Origin of the sequence: Pseudogemmobacter sonorensis (assembly GCF_042762395.1) — a bacterium.
Lineage (GTDB): Bacteria > Pseudomonadota > Alphaproteobacteria > Rhodobacterales > Rhodobacteraceae > Pseudogemmobacter > Pseudogemmobacter sonorensis.
The window spans coordinates 68,950-84,466 of record NZ_JBEFZE010000001.1; the positions used below are offsets into that span (position 1 = coordinate 68,950).

Annotated in this window: 12 protein-coding genes and 1 riboswitch; of the genes, 9 read left to right on the plus strand and 3 right to left on the minus strand. The window is 71.1% G+C overall.

Annotated elements, in window-relative coordinates; genetic code table 11:
• Window positions 1–28: 28 nt before the first annotated feature.
• Window positions 29–535 (minus strand): RrF2 family transcriptional regulator, encoded by a 507-nt coding sequence (locus tag ABNX41_RS00290; RefSeq protein WP_438667715.1) that lies wholly within the window; start codon window positions 533–535, stop codon window positions 29–31.
• Between the two features lie 1,036 nt (window positions 536–1,571).
• Between ABNX41_RS00290 and ABNX41_RS00295 the strand changes: the two genes are divergently transcribed.
• A complete protein-coding gene (locus ABNX41_RS00295) occupies window positions 1,572–2,642 on the plus strand; it encodes an AbrB family transcriptional regulator (RefSeq protein WP_438667716.1) in 1,071 nt (356 codons plus the stop codon).
• Between the two features lie 239 nt (window positions 2,643–2,881).
• On the opposite strand, the gene ABNX41_RS00300 is transcribed toward ABNX41_RS00295, so the two are convergent.
• The gene (locus ABNX41_RS00300; RefSeq protein WP_438667717.1) at window positions 2,882–4,300 is read right to left on the minus strand and encodes an NAD(P)/FAD-dependent oxidoreductase; all 1,419 of its coding nucleotides are present in this window, start codon (window positions 4,298–4,300) and stop codon (window positions 2,882–2,884) included.
• 293 nt (window positions 4,301–4,593) lie between these two features.
• A riboswitch (cobalamin riboswitch) is annotated at window positions 4,594–4,780 on the plus strand.
• Window positions 4,781–4,929: 149 nt separating this feature from the next.
• Here ABNX41_RS00300 and ABNX41_RS00305 point away from each other — a divergent pair.
• The 4 genes from ABNX41_RS00305 (at window position 4,930) to ABNX41_RS00320 (ending at window position 9,557) form a co-directional block, all read left to right on the plus strand.
• Window positions 4,930–6,801, plus strand: coding sequence for a TonB-dependent receptor plug domain-containing protein (locus ABNX41_RS00305; RefSeq protein WP_438667718.1), 1,872 nt, complete (start codon window positions 4,930–4,932; stop codon window positions 6,799–6,801).
• 256 nt (window positions 6,802–7,057) lie between these two features.
• Window positions 7,058–7,837, plus strand: a complete 780-nt coding sequence (locus ABNX41_RS00310) for an ABC transporter substrate-binding protein (RefSeq protein ID WP_438667719.1) — start codon at window positions 7,058–7,060, stop codon at window positions 7,835–7,837.
• A complete protein-coding gene (locus ABNX41_RS00315; protein WP_438667720.1) occupies window positions 7,834–8,817 on the plus strand; it encodes a FecCD family ABC transporter permease in 984 nt (327 codons plus the stop codon). Before ABNX41_RS00310 ends, ABNX41_RS00315 begins: the two co-directional genes overlap by 4 nt.
• Window positions 8,814–9,557 (plus strand): ABC transporter ATP-binding protein, encoded by a 744-nt coding sequence (locus ABNX41_RS00320; RefSeq protein ID WP_438667721.1) that lies wholly within the window; start codon window positions 8,814–8,816, stop codon window positions 9,555–9,557. Before ABNX41_RS00315 ends, ABNX41_RS00320 begins: the two co-directional genes overlap by 4 nt.
• A 129-nt stretch (window positions 9,558–9,686) precedes the next feature.
• Here ABNX41_RS00320 and ABNX41_RS00325 read toward each other — a convergent pair whose 3' ends face one another.
• Window positions 9,687–9,995, minus strand: coding sequence for a DUF6476 family protein (locus ABNX41_RS00325; RefSeq protein ID WP_438667722.1), 309 nt, complete (start codon window positions 9,993–9,995; stop codon window positions 9,687–9,689).
• Window positions 9,996–10,058: 63 nt separating this feature from the next.
• Here ABNX41_RS00325 and ABNX41_RS00330 point away from each other — a divergent pair, with 63 nt between their 5' ends.
• The 4 genes from ABNX41_RS00330 to pssA all read left to right on the plus strand — a co-directional run bounded on the left by ABNX41_RS00330 (window position 10,059) and on the right by pssA (window position 15,453).
• Window positions 10,059–11,138, plus strand: coding sequence for a pseudouridine synthase (locus ABNX41_RS00330; protein WP_438667723.1), 1,080 nt, complete (start codon window positions 10,059–10,061; stop codon window positions 11,136–11,138).
• A 647-nt stretch (window positions 11,139–11,785) separates the two neighbouring features.
• Window positions 11,786–12,682: an RNA polymerase sigma factor RpoH gene (gene rpoH / locus ABNX41_RS00335; protein ID WP_438667724.1), complete on the plus strand. Its 897-nt coding sequence runs from the start codon at window positions 11,786–11,788 to the stop codon at window positions 12,680–12,682.
• Window positions 12,683–13,928: 1,246 nt separating this feature from the next.
• A complete protein-coding gene (locus ABNX41_RS00340) occupies window positions 13,929–14,621 on the plus strand; it encodes a phosphatidylserine decarboxylase (protein WP_438667725.1) in 693 nt (230 codons plus the stop codon).
• 1 nt (window position 14,622) lies between these two features.
• Window positions 14,623–15,453, plus strand: a complete 831-nt coding sequence (gene pssA / locus ABNX41_RS00345; protein WP_438667726.1) for a CDP-diacylglycerol--serine O-phosphatidyltransferase — start codon at window positions 14,623–14,625, stop codon at window positions 15,451–15,453.
• The last annotated feature ends 64 nt before the right edge of the window (window positions 15,454–15,517 follow it).

A 15,517-nucleotide genomic window follows, 5' to 3' on the forward strand; every position in this document is an offset into this window, starting at 1 on the left:
TCGTTCGAAGGGCCATAGTCCCGCGGGATCAGTTCGGGCGCCCCCGCTCATGCTCCGTTCCGGCCGGGCCCTGCCGGTTCGGGCAGGTCGCGCCCATGCGCCCGGGCAGTTCCAGCAGCCCCGCCAGCCCGCAGTTCCCCCGCACCAGATCGGCCAGGGTGACGCTGTCCATCTCGTCGTAGAACGCCTCCAGCGCGCGCGCGATGTAGGCTTTCAGGCGGCAGTTCCAGGCCAGGGGGCAGGTGTTCGTCGCCGGGTCGAAACATTCGGCGAAGGGCAGGTCGGATTCGAAGACGCGGAACACCGCGCCAAGCGAGATCGCCTCCATCGGCAGGGCAAGGCGCAGCCCGCCGGTCCGCCCCCTTTGCGTGGCGACGAAGCCGCTGGCCTGCAGCATCGACACCACCTGGAGCAGATGGTTGAGCGAGGCATTGCAACGTTCGGCAATCTCGGCGGTGCGGACGGTGCGGCCGTCGTTGACGGCGCAGAACATCAGGACGCGCGAGGCGAGATTGGTCCGAAGGGTCAGGCGCATGGGCGGCGGGGCTCGTCTGGCTGGCGTGGCTGGTGGCTGGCGTGGCTGGTGGCTGGCGTGGCTGGGCGGGGCGTCTGCTGCGGCCCGGAAGGGGCCGTGCCAAGGGAAGTCATGCCAGCCCGGAGGCGGCGGCAAACTGATCTGGATCAGATTCCCGTGCCGGGGATGCGGTTTTTCCGCGCGGGCCTTGGGACTGGGCTTATCGGGGCGGCGGGCGGCGTTTGACCGGCCGACCCGATGGACCCCAGCCGATGGGCGAGTTGCCCGGCGGGGCGGCGAGCGGCATCGGCTGCAGCACCGAAGGGCGGGGCTGAGTGGTAGCGCGGGGGGCCGCGCCGACCCGATGGACACCAGCCGATGGGCAGAGTTGCGCGGCGGTGTGACACGCGGGGCCGGTTGGTGCGCCCAAGGGGACGCGACCGGCGGATCCGGCTGGTGGAGCGACAAGCCGCATCGGTTGTCAGGTCGCAGGGCGGATTTGATCGGCGGGCCGGAGGGCGGTGCCGGCCCTTTGGCGGCGGAGTTGCCCGCCGCGATCCCAAGGGTTCGACCCGGTTCTCGCCGCGCCTTTCGCCGGGGGCTTCGTGCGCTCGGCCGCGCCGGGGGCTCGACAATCGGGCTGCGGGGCCGCATGGATTGGTCGAGGTGGCTTCGGGCCGAATCTGCCTTGCGGCCGGGCCCGGCGAATCCGATGCGGAAAGCCGGACGCGGCGGGTCCTTCGCCCGCTGGAAGCGGGGCTGGCCCGGCAGCTTCAGCTTCGCGCCCACTGGCCGATGCGGCGGTTTCGGCCCCGCTCCGGTGCCTTTGCGGGGGTCCTTTGCGGTGCCTCGCCCGTAGGGTTGGCCCAGACAGGGTTGGCCCAGACAGGCCGGAGCGGGCCCGGCCAGGATCCGCCGACATGGCAGGTGTCGGCCCCTCGGCCCGCGCAGGCGGGCCGCGCGCGGTAGCCCGGCCCGGGCCCCATGCCCCAGACCGCCCGTTCTGCCCGGATGGCCCGGGCAGGACACCCGAGAGAACGAAAGGCACCGCCCCGAATTGCGCGATCTCAGCCGTCTTCTTTCCAACCCCGATCGGATCGGACGCCATCTTCTCGGCCTTGGCCTCGGCGTGGTCGGGGGCGCGCTGTTCTGGAGCCTGGGCCTGCCGCTGCCCTGGATGCTGGGGGCGCTTTTCGCCACCATGGCCGCCGCTGTCGGCGGCCTGCCGGTCAGCGGGCCGAAGCGGGCGCGCCCCGTGGTGGTCGCGGTGATCGGCGTGCTGCTGGGATCGCGCTTCGGCCCCGAGGTGCTGGAGCAGGCCGGGGCCTGGCTGGGCACGCTTGCGGTGCTGGCGGTCTATATCCTGGCGGTCGGGCTGGTGGTGGTGCCCTTCTATCGCTTCGTCGGGCGGATGGACTGGGCCACGGCCTATTTCTCGGGCATGCCCGGGGGCTTGGCCGAGATGATCGAGGTGGGCGAGGCCAGGGGCGGCAAGGTGCTGCCGATCACCCTGGCCCACAGCCTGCGCATCGTGCTGACGATCACGATCGTCGCCTTCTGGTTCCGCATCGTCCAGGGCCATGAGGTGGGCGGCATGCCGATGCGCGCCGCCACGCCGCTGAGCCTGGCCGAGGCGCTGATGCTGACCGGCTCGGCCGTGGTGGGGGCGGGACTGGGGCTCTTGCTGCGGCTGCCCGCGCCGACCTTCCTCGGGCCGCTGCTGGTCTCGGCGTTGCTGCATCTGGCGGGGGTTTCGGAAAGCGCGCCGCCGGGCTGGATCGTGGTCATGGCCCAGATCGTCCTGGGGACGATCATCGGATGCCGGTTCCGCGGGGTGCCGCTGGCCGCGCTGCGCGAGGCGGCGGTGCTGTGCCTGGGCGCCACCGGGCTGACCATGGCGCTGGCCTTCGCCTTCGCGCTGGCGATGCAGCGGGTGGCCGGGGTCGATACCGAACAGGCGGTGTTGGCGCTGGCCCCGGGGGGGCTGACCGAGATGGGGCTGATCGCGCTGGCGATCCATGCCGACGTGGCCTTCGTCGCGCTGCATCATGTGGTGCGCATCCTCTTGGTGATCGTCGCCGCGCCCCTGGTCTTCGGCCTGGTCGAGCGATTGCGCCGCCGCGACTGAGGGGCGGGACCGAAGCGCCCAGACCGAGGCGCCCAGACCGAGGCATCCAGACCGGGGCATCCAGACCGGGGCGCCCCTTTCCGGCCCGGTCGTGCCCCGGCCGCCGTCGGATTGCCCCCCGGCTTTCCCGCGCCCTGGCCGTGCCCCGGCTCCGCACCTGAGCCCGCCGCGCCCTGGTCCACCGTGCCCGGCTCATTGCGCCCGGCCCCCGGACCTCCGACCCCGCGCCTCCGGCGCCGCTACCCCCGCCCGGCCAGCCGGTTTCCCAGCCCCGCCAGCCATGACGGGCGGCGCGCGCCGGGCCGCGCCTCGGCCCGGTCGGCGGCGTTCAGCAGCGCATACATCCCCCTGACCCCCAGCCAGCGCAGCGGCTCCGGCTCCCACCGGCGCATCCGGCGGTTGACCCAGGGCAGCCGCGTCAGCCCGCTTTCCACCCCGAGCGCCAGATCCGCCAGCGTCCGCCCCGCGAGGTTCGAGGTCGAGACCCCCACGCCCACATAGCCCCCGGCCCAGCCCATGCCGGTGGCGGGATCGAAGCCCACCGTCGCGCACCAGTCGCGCGGCACCCCCAGCACGCCGCACCAGGCATGGTCGATGCCGACCTCGCGGGTCTGGGGGAAATGGCGGTGCAGGATCGCGGTCAGGCGGCGGATGGTTTCGCCGTCGGGCGCGCCGTCGCGGTCGATGCGCGATCCGAAACGATAGGGGATGCCGCGCGCCCCCATGGTGATCCGGCCTTCGCGGCTGCGCTGCGCATAGCAATAGGAATTGGCGAAATCGCCAAGGATCTCATGCCCCTGCCAGCCGATCTTCGCCCAGATCTCGGGGGGCAGCGGCCGGGTCACGATCTGGGCGGAGTTCAGCGGCAGCCACTCCCGCCCCAGCCCCGGCAGGGTGGCGGTGAAGCCTTCGGTGCAGCGCAGCACCGCCTTCGCGCGGATCTCGCCCCGGTCGGTCTCGACCAGGCCCGGGGACAGCGCGGTGACGCAGGTGCCCTCATGGATCACGACGCCCGCGCGTTCCACCGCCTGCGCGAGGCCGCGCGCCAGTTTGGCGGGCTGGATCCGGGCGGTGTTGCCGACCACCATCGCGCCGAGCGCGCCGGGGATCGCGATGCGTGTGGCCATCTCGTCGCCGCCGATCAGGCGGATGCGGCCCTCTTCGCCCCAGTGGCGGCGCGTGTCGGCCTCGGCCCGCATCCTTGCCAGTTGCGCGGGATTGGTCGCGACGATCAATTCGTCGCAACGGCGGATGTCGGCCTCGATCCCCTCGGCCTCGGCGATGCCGATCACCTCGTCGACGGTGCCGTTCATCGCCTGCACCATGGCGCGCACCGCCGCCGCGCCCGAGGTCGCGGCATAGCGGCGATGGCTCCAGGCGAAGCCGCCCGACAGCCAGCCGCCATTGCGTCCCGAGGCGCCGAAGCCCGCGAAGGCCTTCTCGACCACGATCACCTTCAGATCGGGTCGCGCGCGTTTCAGATACCAGGCGGTCCACAGCCCGGTATAGCCTGCGCCGATGATGCAGACATCGGCCCGGGTCGGGCCCGGCAGGGGCGCGCGGGGGGTGGGCGGGCCGATCTCGGCATGCCAGAACGAGACGCCGCCGATGTTGCGGGGGGCGGTGGCGGGGGGCGAATGGGGCGCATTGGCGGACATTGGCGCTCGCTTGCAAAGGGGGGGGCGGCCGATGACCCGAGGGGGACGAAGGCGCGCGAAGGATCGTGGCATTTCGACCGGGATCGGCGGGAATGTCCATCGCGCCCGGTGCGAAACCGGGTGGGAGACACGGCCTGGAACCCGGTGCGCGACCCGGCCCGAGACCCGGCCCGAGACGGCGATCCCCGGGGCGCGGCGGGCGGGCAGGCCGACCGGGCCCGCGGATGGCTTGACAAGCCTGCCGCCCCCGGGCCATGCAGGGGAACCTTCGGTTTCCGGGGGCAGGCGGCGGGCCCCGGGGCATCGCTTTCGGCCCCGGATGAAAAGGGAACGCGGTGCGATTCCGCGGCTGCCCCCGCAACTGTAAGCGGCGAGCGCGGACGAACAATGCCACTGGGGCGCGCCTTTCGCGCCCTGGGAAGGCCCGTCCAATGCGCCCAGACCCGCAAGCCAGGAGACCTGCCAGGGTGATCACCCTTTCCGCCGTGCGTGGGGCGCGGAGGAGGGCGGGCTTCCGCCAGCGGTGACGAAACATGTCACCGGGCGGGCGGCCTTCGGCCTTTTCCCCTCGGGCCATGCAACGCATCCGCGGTCGCGCCGTCCCGGCCGCCGCCTGAGGGAGACATCAGATGCAGGGCATCTCACATATCGCAATCCTCGCGGCCCTTGCCGCGACGGGCTTCGCCACCGGCGCCCGCGCGCAGGAACGCGCGCTGTCCGACCATCTGCCGCTTGGCGAGATCACGCTTTCGGCCAGCACCGAGGCGCGCAGCCTGTCGCAGACCGGGGCCACCGTCTCGGTCGTCACCGGCGAGGATCTGAAGAAATCGGGCGAGCTTTCGGTCGCGGGCCAGCTTGCGCGCCTGCCCGGGGTCTCGATGGCGCGCAACGGCGGGCTCGGCACCTCGACCGCGCTGCGGCTGCGCGGCCTGGCCGGGCCCTATATCGGCGTGCGCATCGACGGGATCGACGTCGCCGACCCCTCGGGCACGCAATGCGCCTATGATTTCGGCTCGACCACCACCGGGGGCATCTCGCGGATCGAGGTGCTGCGCGGCTCGCAATCGGCGCTCTACGGCTCCGAGGCGATCGGCGGCGTCGTCGACATCACCAGCTTCCGCCCCGTGAAGGACGGCGTCTCGGGCGAGGCGGGGCTTGAGATCGGCTCGGACGCGACGCGCTCCGCCACGGCCTCGGTCGGGCTGAAGACCGAGCGGGCGGAGCTTGCCCTGACCCTCAGCCACACCCGCACCGACGGGATTTCGGCCTATGCCGGGGGCACCGAGGACGACGGGTTCGAAACCTCGATGCTGACGCTGCATGCGGCCTACGACCTGACCGACGGCATCCGCATCGGCTTCAACGGCTTTGCCCGCAACAGCTATACCGAATTCGACGGCCAGACCGCCGACAATGCCGAGACCGAGCATGGCCGCCTGCGCGGGGGTCGGTTGTTCGTGGCGGCCGAGACCGGCGCGGTCAGCCATGAGCTGTCCTATGCCCGGACCGAGACCTCGCGCTACTATCCCCTGGGCTGGGTGCAGGCCTATGACGGCGCGCGCGACCAGATCGCCTATGACGGGCGCTGGCGGGCCTCGGAGCAGGTCTCGCTCAACTGGGGCCTCGACCGCACCAGCGAGGATTTCGGCGCGGGCAGCGACCGGGGCAAGGCCTGGACCACGGCGGTCTACAGCGAATTGCTTTACGCGCCGACCCCGGATCTGGACCTGTCGCTGGCGCTGCGCCGCGACGATCACGAACATTTCGGCGGCAAGGTCACCGGCCGCGCCGCCATCGCCTGGCGGCCGGGCCAGGACTGGGTGATCCGGGCCGTGGCCTCGACCGGGTTCCGCGCGCCCTCGCTCTACGAGATGTATTCGGCCTATGGCGACACTGGCCTGATGCCCGAGACCAGCCAGAATTTCGAGCTTGGCGCGGAATATCTGCTGCCGGGCGGCTCGATCCAGGCCACGCTGTTCCAGACCACCATCGACGACAAGATCGGCTGGGACGGCTCGGCCACCACCTGCGCCTCGGCCTCGGGCGGCGGCTGGCCGGGCTGCTACGCCCAGATCCCGGGCGAGACCCGCACCCGCGGCATCGAGCTGACCGGCAGCTACCAGGTGGCGCCGGGCTGGACCGTCTTCGGCAATTACACCTATGCCGATGCCGTGACCTCGGACGCGGGGGTGGACACCCGGCTGGTGCGGGTGCCGCGCCACGACCTGACCTTCGGGGTCGAGGGGCGGTTGGCCGACCGGCTTTCGGGCGTGCTGACCGTGCAGCATGTCGCGGATTTCCTCGACAACGGCATCTGGCCCGCGCCGGTCTCGGCGATGCCGGATTACACGCTGGCCAATCTGACGCTGACCTATGAGCTGAACGATGCGGCCCAGGCCTATCTGCGGGTCGAGAACCTGTTCGACGAGGAGTATCAGACCGTCCGCAACTACGGCCAGCCGGGCCGCCAGGTCTTTGTCGGTGTCCGCACCTCGTTCTGAGGCGGGCGCGGCCCTGCTTGCCCTTCTGCTGTGGGGGGCGGGCATGGCGGCCGCGCAGGAGGGGGCGGCGCCGGTCGCCCCCGAAGCCATCTTGGCGTCCGATCCGGTGGCTTCCGATCCGGTAGCTTCCGATCAAGGGGCTTCCGATTTTGGGGCCTCCGATCCGGTAGCTTCCGGTCCGGTAGCTTCCGATCCGGGGGCCCCCGGCGCCGGGGGCGCCACCACGCCTCCCGGTGGGCAGCCGCCCGCGCGGGTGGTGTCGATCAATCTTTGCACCGACCAGATCGCGATGATGCTGGCGGCGCCGGGGCAGTTGGTGTCGGTCAGCCATCTGGCGCTCGACCCGCTGTCCTCTTCCATGGCTGAAGAGGCCGGGGCCTATGTCGTCAATCGCGGCCAGGCCGAGCAGGTCTATCTGCTGGCGCCCGATCTGGTGCTGGCGGGCCAATACAATTCCCCCGCCACCATCGCGCTTCTGCGCGGCTTCGGCATCCGGGTGGAGCAGGTGGCGGCGGTCACCTCGCTCGACGGCGTGCCGGGGCAGGTCCGCGCGGTGGCGCGCGCGCTGTCGCGCGAGGCCGAGGGCGAGGCGCTGGTCGCCGAATTCGCCGCCGGGCTGGCCGCGCTGGCCGAACCCCGGACGCAAGCGCCGCCCATCTCGGCCGCGCTTTACTATCCCAACGGCTATACCAGCGGCGAGGGCACCCTGGCCGACGACGTTCTGGCCCATGTCGGGCTGGAGAATATCGGCGCGCGCGCGGGCCTGAGCGGCGGCGGCATCCTGGCGCTGGAGCGGCTGGTGCTGGCCGCGCCGCAACTGATCGTGACCTCGACCCCCTATCCCGGCGCCTCGCGCTCGGAAGAGATCCTGCGCCATCCCGCGCTGGCGCGGCTGCGCGAAGGGGCCGGGGTCGCGGCCACCACCGATGCCGACTGGGTTTGCGGCACGCCCCATGTGCTGCGCGCCGTCGCGGCCATGGCGCGCGCGCGCGCGGCTTTCGAGGCGCGCGAGACCCCGGAAGGGCCCGCGCCATGACCCGGCTGATCCTGGCGCTTTCGGCGCTTGTGGCGGTGCTTTTCGCCGCCTCGCTGCTGATCGGTCCCGCCGGGCTGGGCCTGGGCGAAAGCCTGCGGGCGCTTTTCGCGGGCGAGGGCGGGCCCATCGTGCAGGTGATGCGCGAGATCCGGCTGCCGCGCGCCGTCCTGGGGCTCTTGGTCGGCGCGGTGCTGGGGCTTTCGGGCGCCGCGATGCAGGGGTTCTTGCGCAATCCCCTGGCCGAGCCGGGGCTGATCGGCATCTCGGCCTCGGCCTCGCTGGGGGCGGTGATCGCGCTGCAGACCGGGCTGGCGGCGGCCTTCGCGCTGGCCCTGCCGCTGGCGGCGCTGGCGGGGGCGGGGGTGGCGGTGGCGCTGGTCCTGGGCCTTGCCGGGCCGCGCGGGGGGGCGCTGGCGCTGATCCTGGCGGGGATCGGGATCTCGGCGCTGGCGGGGGCGCTGACCTCGCTGGTGCTGAACCTGTCGCCCAATCCCTTCGCCGCGATCGAGATCGTGCATTGGATGATGGGCTCTTTGGCGGATCGCTCGATGCGCCATGTCTGGCTGGCGGCGCCGCTGATGGCGGGGGGGATGGCGCTTCTCCTTTCGCTGGGGCGGGGGCTGGACGCGCTGACCCTGGGCGAGGATGCGGCGCAAAGCCTTGGCGTCGATCTGGCGCGGCTGCGGCTTTGGCTGGTGATCGGCACGGCGGCGGCGGTGGGGGCGGCGGTCTCGGTCGCGGGGGCGGTGGGCTTCGTCGGCCTGGTGGTGCCGCATCTGCTGCGGCCCCTGACGGGGGGGCGGCCCTCGCGCCTCTTGCCCGCGGCGGCGCTTGGCGGCGCGGCGATGCTGCTGGCCGCCGATGTGGCGACGCGGCTGATCGCGCCGGACCGCGACCTGAAGCTGGGGGTGCTGACCGCGATCGTGGGCGCGCCCTTTTTCCTGCATCTGATCTGGCGGCTGAGGAGGGTCGAGGCATGAGCCTCTTGGCGCTGGAGGATCTGGGCGTGCGGCGCGGCGGCCGCGAGGTGCTGGCGGGCGTGTCCCTGCGGATCGGGCCGGGCGAGGTGGTCGGGCTGATCGGCCCCAACGGCGCGGGCAAGACCACGCTTCTGCGCGCCGCACTTGGGCTTTTGCCGCATGCGGGGCGATCCTCGCTTTCGCGGATGGCGCCCCGGGCCCGCGCCCGCGCCGCCGCCTTCCTGCCCCAGGGGCGCGAGATCGCCTGGCCGGTTTCGGTGGAGAGCCTGGTCGCGCTTGGCCGCGCCCCCCATGGGGCGGCCGATCCCGCCGATCCCGCCGTGGCGCGGGCGCTGGAGCGGGTGGGGCTGTGGTCCTTCCGCCACCGCCGCGCCACCGAGCTTTCGGGGGGCGAGCAGGCGCGGGTGCTGCTGGCGCGCGCCCTGGCGCAGGAGGTGCCGCTTCTGCTGGCGGACGAGCCGGTCGCCGGGCTAGATCCCGGGGGGCAGATCGCGACCATGGCGCTGTTCGGGGAACTGGCGGCCGAGGGGCGCTCGGTCCTGGTCTCGATCCACGATCTGGGGCTGGCGGCGCGCCATTGCGGGCGGCTGGTGCTGCTGGATGGCGGGCGGATCCTGGCGGATGGCGCGCCGGGCGAGGTGCTGGGGGAGGCGCATCTGGCGCGCTCTTTCGGGATCCGGGCTTACCGGGCCGAGACCCCGGACGGGCCGGTGATCCAGCCGGTGGCCACTGTGGGGTGACGCCCCCGGGGGGGCGGTGGTGGCGGAGAGGCAGGGAGGGGGCGCTGCCCCCTCGGCCCGTGCCGGGCCTCACCCCCGGGATATTTTTGCAAAGAAGAATGGGCAGGGGCCAGGAGAGGGGCAGGCGGGTCAGGGGGAGAGTGTGGTGTCCTGCCGCAGGCGGCCGTCGGTGTCGAAGATCAGGATGCGGTCGCTTTCGGTCACCACGAGGATCCAGCCCGTGCCGAAGGTCACCGCGCCCGCGGTTTCGCCTTCGGGCAGGCGGATCCCGTCGGGCAGGGCGGGCGGGGGGGCGTGGCGTGAAGGGGGCAGGCGCGTGACAAGCAGCGCCACCACCGCTATGACGCCGCCGATCATGCTCAGCATCAGGACGATGACCAGAGCCTTCAACAGACGCAGCGAGGGCGGCAATCCGCCCATGTCGGAACCCGGGGTCATGGTGAGGGGCGCGCCTTTTGCGGATCTTTCCCTGCCCGGGGGCAGCTTTCGGGCGAGGATGTTATGACAGAAGATTTCTCCGACGACGATACCCCTTTCGATCTGGGGGCGCAGGCGGCGATCGAGGTCCGCATCGGCGAGGATGCGCCCGCGCGGCTGGACAAGGCGCTGGCCGCGCTCGTGCCCGAGGCGGCGGCGCTGTCGCGCTCGCGCCTGGCGCGGCTGATCGCCGAGGGGCGGGTGTCGCGGCTTGGCGCGGCGGGCGAGGCGGTGGTGACCGATCTCAAGGCCCGGGTGGTGCCGGGCGAGTGCTGGCGGATCCGGCCCGGCGTGCCCGAGGCGGTCGAGACCCGGGCCGAGGCGATCGCGCTGACCGTCGTGCATGAGGATGCCGATCTGATCGTGATCGACAAGCCCGCGGGGATGGTGGTCCATCCCGCGCCCGGTTCGCCCTCGGGGACGCTGGTCAATGCGCTTTTGCACCATTGCGGCGAGAGCCTTTCGGGGATCGGGGGCGCGCGGCGGCCGGGGATCGTGCATCGCATCGACAAGGAGACCTCGGGCCTGCTGGTCGTGGCCAAGTCGGATGCGGCCCATCACGGGCTGGCCCGCCAGTTCGAGGCCCACAGCGTCGCCCGCCATTATCTGGCCCTGTGCCAGGGCCTGCCCGATGGTGCCGATCCCCGGTTGCGGGGGCTGCGGGGGGTCGGCGTCGAGCCGGGGGGCGTCATCCGCATCGCCACCCATCTGGCGCGCCACCGCAGCGAGCGGCAGAAACAGGCGGTGGTCTGGCCGCCGGAAGGCCGCCATGCCGTCACCCGCGCCCGGGTGGTCGAGGGATTCGCGGGCCAGGCCGCGCTGATCGATTGCTGGCTTGAAACCGGGCGCACGCATCAGATCCGCGTCCACCTGGCCTATGCCGGGCACGGGCTGCTGGGGGATCCGGTCTACGGCGGGCGGCGCAGGCTTTCGGAGAAATTGCTGGGGCCGGGGGCCGCTGCGGCGGCGGATTTTCCGCGCCAGGCGCTGCATGCCGCGAGCCTTGGTTTCACCCATCCGGTGAGCGGGGCGCGGCTGGAGTTCCGCTCGGCCCTGCCGCCGGACATGGCGGCGCTGCTTTCGGCCTTGCGCGGGGGGGCTTAGGGAGGGGGCGGCAAGGAGGAGTCGTTTGGAGGGGGCGCTGCCCCCTCGGCCCGTGCCGGGCCTCACCCCCGGGATATTTTTTGCAAAGAAGAAAGGGGGAGGGGTTGGCTTGGTGGCCGGGGGTTTTGGGGGCCAGGTGTTTGTGGGCCCGTCTTTTCTGGGGGCGTGGCTTGCCGTTAGCAGGCTGCTGAAAAAGTCATGCTGCGCTGGCTTGCGCGGAAGATCATCGGATTGGTCCGGTCGCGAGCCAAAAAGTGCGGTTTCCCCAGGGATGATTGACGATACAGGGAAAATTTCCGTCCCGGACTTGCCCCGGAATACTTTTTCAGCAGCCTGTTGGGCGGCCTTGCTCCGCGGGGAGGCGGGTTTCCTGGCGGAAGTCGGGCGGATGATCGGGGGCGGCGGGGGCTTGGTTGGCGGGCGGTGCCTTCGTACGGGGGCTGGTCGTTTGGTCGCGGGCGGTGGGCCATGACAATGACGTGAAGCCGCCGACATATCGCGCGCTCGACGGGACCTCGGGTTTCGATCCGTGTTAGGGTGGTGAGGGCGCCCGTCCCGGGCGAGGTCTTGAATCGGGGCGGGCCGATACCCAGATAACAGCGTTCCCCGGGGGCTGATGGCACCGGGGAAGAACTAGGGGGCAAAGCATGAGCACCTACCAGAACCTTCCCGCACCCAGCCCGGAACAGGGGCTGAACCGTTACCTTCAGGAAATCCGCAAATTCCCGCTTCTGGAACCGGAAGAGGAATACATGCTGGCCAAGGCCTGGGCCGATCACCAGGATCCGCAGGCGGCGCATCGGCTGGTGACCTCGCACCTGCGGCTCGCCGCCAAGATCGCCATGGGTTATCGCGGCTATGGCCTGCCGCAGGCCGAGGTGATCTCGGAGGCCAATGTCGGGCTGATGCAGGCGGTCAAGCGCTTCGACCCGGAGAAGGGCTTCCGGCTCGCGACCTATGCGATGTGGTGGATCCGGGCCTCGATCCAGGAATACATCCTGCGGTCCTGGAGCTTGGTGAAACTGGGCACCACCTCGGCGCAGAAGAAGCTGTTCTTCAACCTGCGCAAGGCCAAGGCCAAGGTCGGCGCGCTGGAGGAGGGCGACCTGCGCCCCGAGAATGTCGCCCGCATCGCCAAGGATCTCTCCGTCACCGAGGATGAGGTGATCCAGATGAACCGCAGGCTTTCGGGGGGCGATGCCTCGCTGAACGCGCAGGTGGGGTCGGACGGCGACGGATCGGTGCAGTGGCAGGACTGGCTTGAGGACGAGGACAGCGACCAGGCCGCAGATTACGCCGAGCGGGACGAACTCGACACCCGCCGCGCCCTTCTGGCCGAGGCGATGTCGGTGCTGAACGACCGCGAGAAGGACATCCTGATGCAGCGCCGCCTTTCGGAAGAGCCGGTGACGCTGGAGGAGCTTTCCGAAAGCTATGGCGTCTCGCGCGAGCGGATCCGCCAGATCGAGGTCCGGGCCTTCGAGAAGCTGCAATCGCGGATGCGCGATCTGGCGCGCGGCAAGGGCCTGTCGGTCCCGGGGTGAGGTCCTGGCCTGGGGGGTCGGGTTGGATTTGCCGGTCGGGACCGGGCGTTTCGGGGCTTCTGGCGCAGGTGCATGGGCGTTCGCGCCCTTATGACTTTGGCCTTAACTGCATCCAACTCGGCGTCGCGAGCGGGCGGTCGATGCCCCCGTGACTGTCGTCCGTGCAGCGCGAGGCGGGCCGGGCTGCCGTAGGCGGTGGGCGTCACGCGCGCGCGATGCCGCCGTGCCCGGGCTGGGGCGGGCGGCGGCCCGCTCTTTCCTTGCATCCTGCGCGTCCGGCGGGCACGGTCTTTTGACTCGGTGGGCTCTCGACCACCGCACGGGCTCCGGCAGGTTACGGAGACTCCCTGATGTATTCCTCGTGGCGCAGGGATTGCGGCAAGACCGCCGGACGGACCGGGCGCCAATGTTCCGCAAGCCGCAGAAAAAGTGACGGCGCGGTGTGGTTTCGCGGTGGGAAGCGCAAGATCGATCCGCAATCGCCGGAAAATCCGCGCGCTCCGGGCCCGATTGCCGCGACCAAGGAAGCGTTTCCGCCTCAATACGGGCCGAAAGTCCTTTTCCAGCGGCCTTTCGGAGGCCCGGCTCAAGGGGGCGGGTTGCGCCTTCGATCCATGCCTCCGCATCTGCCGCCCGCGCAGCGGATCTTTCGCCCGCGCCACACCCCGCCTGGTCAGAGCACTCGCCCGAGCCAGGATGGTGGCGGCGCCGACCGCGCGGGACGGAAAGCCGACGCTGTCCCGGTCAGGCAAGTGCCCGGTTGTGCGCTCGCTCGCCGCCGCGCCTGTTGCTCGCGCCGCAAGCCTGCGGACGGCCGCCCGCTACGCCAGGCGGTTGCCCGAAACCCTTAGCAGGCTGCTGAAAAAGTCATGTGCAACCGCAGCTTGCGTTAAAAAAACAGGAAATTCGACCGATAGCGCGCCAAAACAGGCCATTTTCGGTCCAATTTTCTACCTTGTCGGGAAGATTTTCGCTTCAAGACAGCCCCAAAATACTTTTTCAGCAGCCTGTTAGTCCCGCGCGCGGCCTTCAGGTGCCAACGGCAAAGACCGCGCCCGCCCTGCGCCTTTGCGCCAAAGCTCGACCACTCGGCATGCGGCCTGAGTCCCACGACCCGGATCCGCCGCTTCCCCGCGCCGCGCCCCTGCGCGGCATTCGAGCCGGGCCCTCCGCCAGCCCCCCGATCAGGGTTGCCCGACGCGGGTCGAGACGCTAGGACCGGAAGTTGCAAGCGAGGGAAACCGCCATGAAAATGACCGACACTTTCATCAAGCCCATGCACCGCGAGGGCATTCCCTTCGTCGCCGCCTTCGCTGCCGTCACGCTGGTCCTGTTCCTGATCTGGGCGCCGCTCGGCTGGATCGGCACCGGCCTGACCGTCTGGTGCTACTATTTCTTCCGCGACCCGAAGCGCGCCGTCCCAGAAAACCGCGGCCTTCTGGTCAGCCCTGCCGATGGCGTGGTCTCGATGATCGCCCCCGCCGTGCCGCCCGCCGAACTCGGCCTCGGGCCCGCCGCCCTCACCCGGATCTCGGTCTTCATGTCGGTCTTCAACTGCCATGTGAACCGCGCGCCGATCGCGGGACAGGTCACCGCCGTCGCCTATCGGCCGGGGAAATTCCTCAACGCCTCGCTCGACAAGGCGAGCGAGGACAACGAGCGCAACGCCCTCGCCATCGAGATGGCCGATGGCCGCCGGATCGCTGTGGTGCAGATCGCGGGGCTGGTGGCGCGACGCATCGTCTGCTGGACCAAACCCGGCGCGCAACTGCGCACGGGCGAGCGTTTCGGCCTGATCCGCTTCGGCTCGCGGCTCGACGTCTACCTGCCCGAAGGGGTGCAGCCCCAGGTCGCCCTCGGCCAGACCGCCGTCGCGGGCGAGACCGTGCTGGCAATCATCGGCGAGGACACCCCGGCCCGCCAGGCCCGGATCGACTGAGATGGGGCCTTCCGAAACCCCGGCCGAAACCCCGGCCGAGACCCCGGCCGAGACCCCGCCCCAACCGGGCCCGCAGGATCCCGCGTCCGATCCGCCCCTCCCCCCCCCTCCGCGCGAACGCCAGCTCCTCCTGCTGAAGCTGCTGCCGAATTTCGTCACCATCCTCGCGCTCTGCGCCGGGATGACGGCGATCCGCTTCGCGATCTCGGGGAATATCTCGACCGCTGTCCTGCTGGTCGCGCTGGCGGCCTTCCTCGACGGGCTCGACGGGCGGCTGGCGCGGATGCTGCGCTCGGAAAGCGCCATCGGCGCCGAACTCGACAGCCTGTGCGATTTCGTGAATTTCGGCGTGGTGCCCGCGATGGTGCTCTACCTCTGGGGCCTGCATGGCGAGGTGGGGCTGGGCTGGATCGCGGTGCTGATCTTCGCGGTCTGCTGCATGCTGCGGCTGGCGCGGTTCAATGTCGGCAGCCGGGGCGAGATTCCGGCCGAGAAGGCCGATTTCATCGGCGTGCCCTCGCCCGCGGGCGCGCTGCTGGCCTTGCTGCCGATCTATGTCTCGCAGGTCACCGGCCTTGGCGTGCCCGAAGAGCTGGTGGCCTCGTGGATGATCGCGATCGGCGTCCTGATGATCAGCCGCATCCGCACCCCCAGCCTCAAGCGGGTGCGGGTGGCGGCCTCCTCGGCGCCCTTCGTCCTGGTGGGCGCGGTGGCGGCGGTGGCGGCGGTGATCACCTACCCCTGGGTCATGCTGCTGGCTTTGTCGCTGGCCTATCTCGGCTCGATCCTCTGGCTCGCCCTGCGTCGCCACCGCGCCGCCGCCGACCATTGACCGCCGCCCGAGCGGCGGCAAAGAATGAAGAGCGCCTCCCCCCTTTCTTCTTTGCAAAAATATC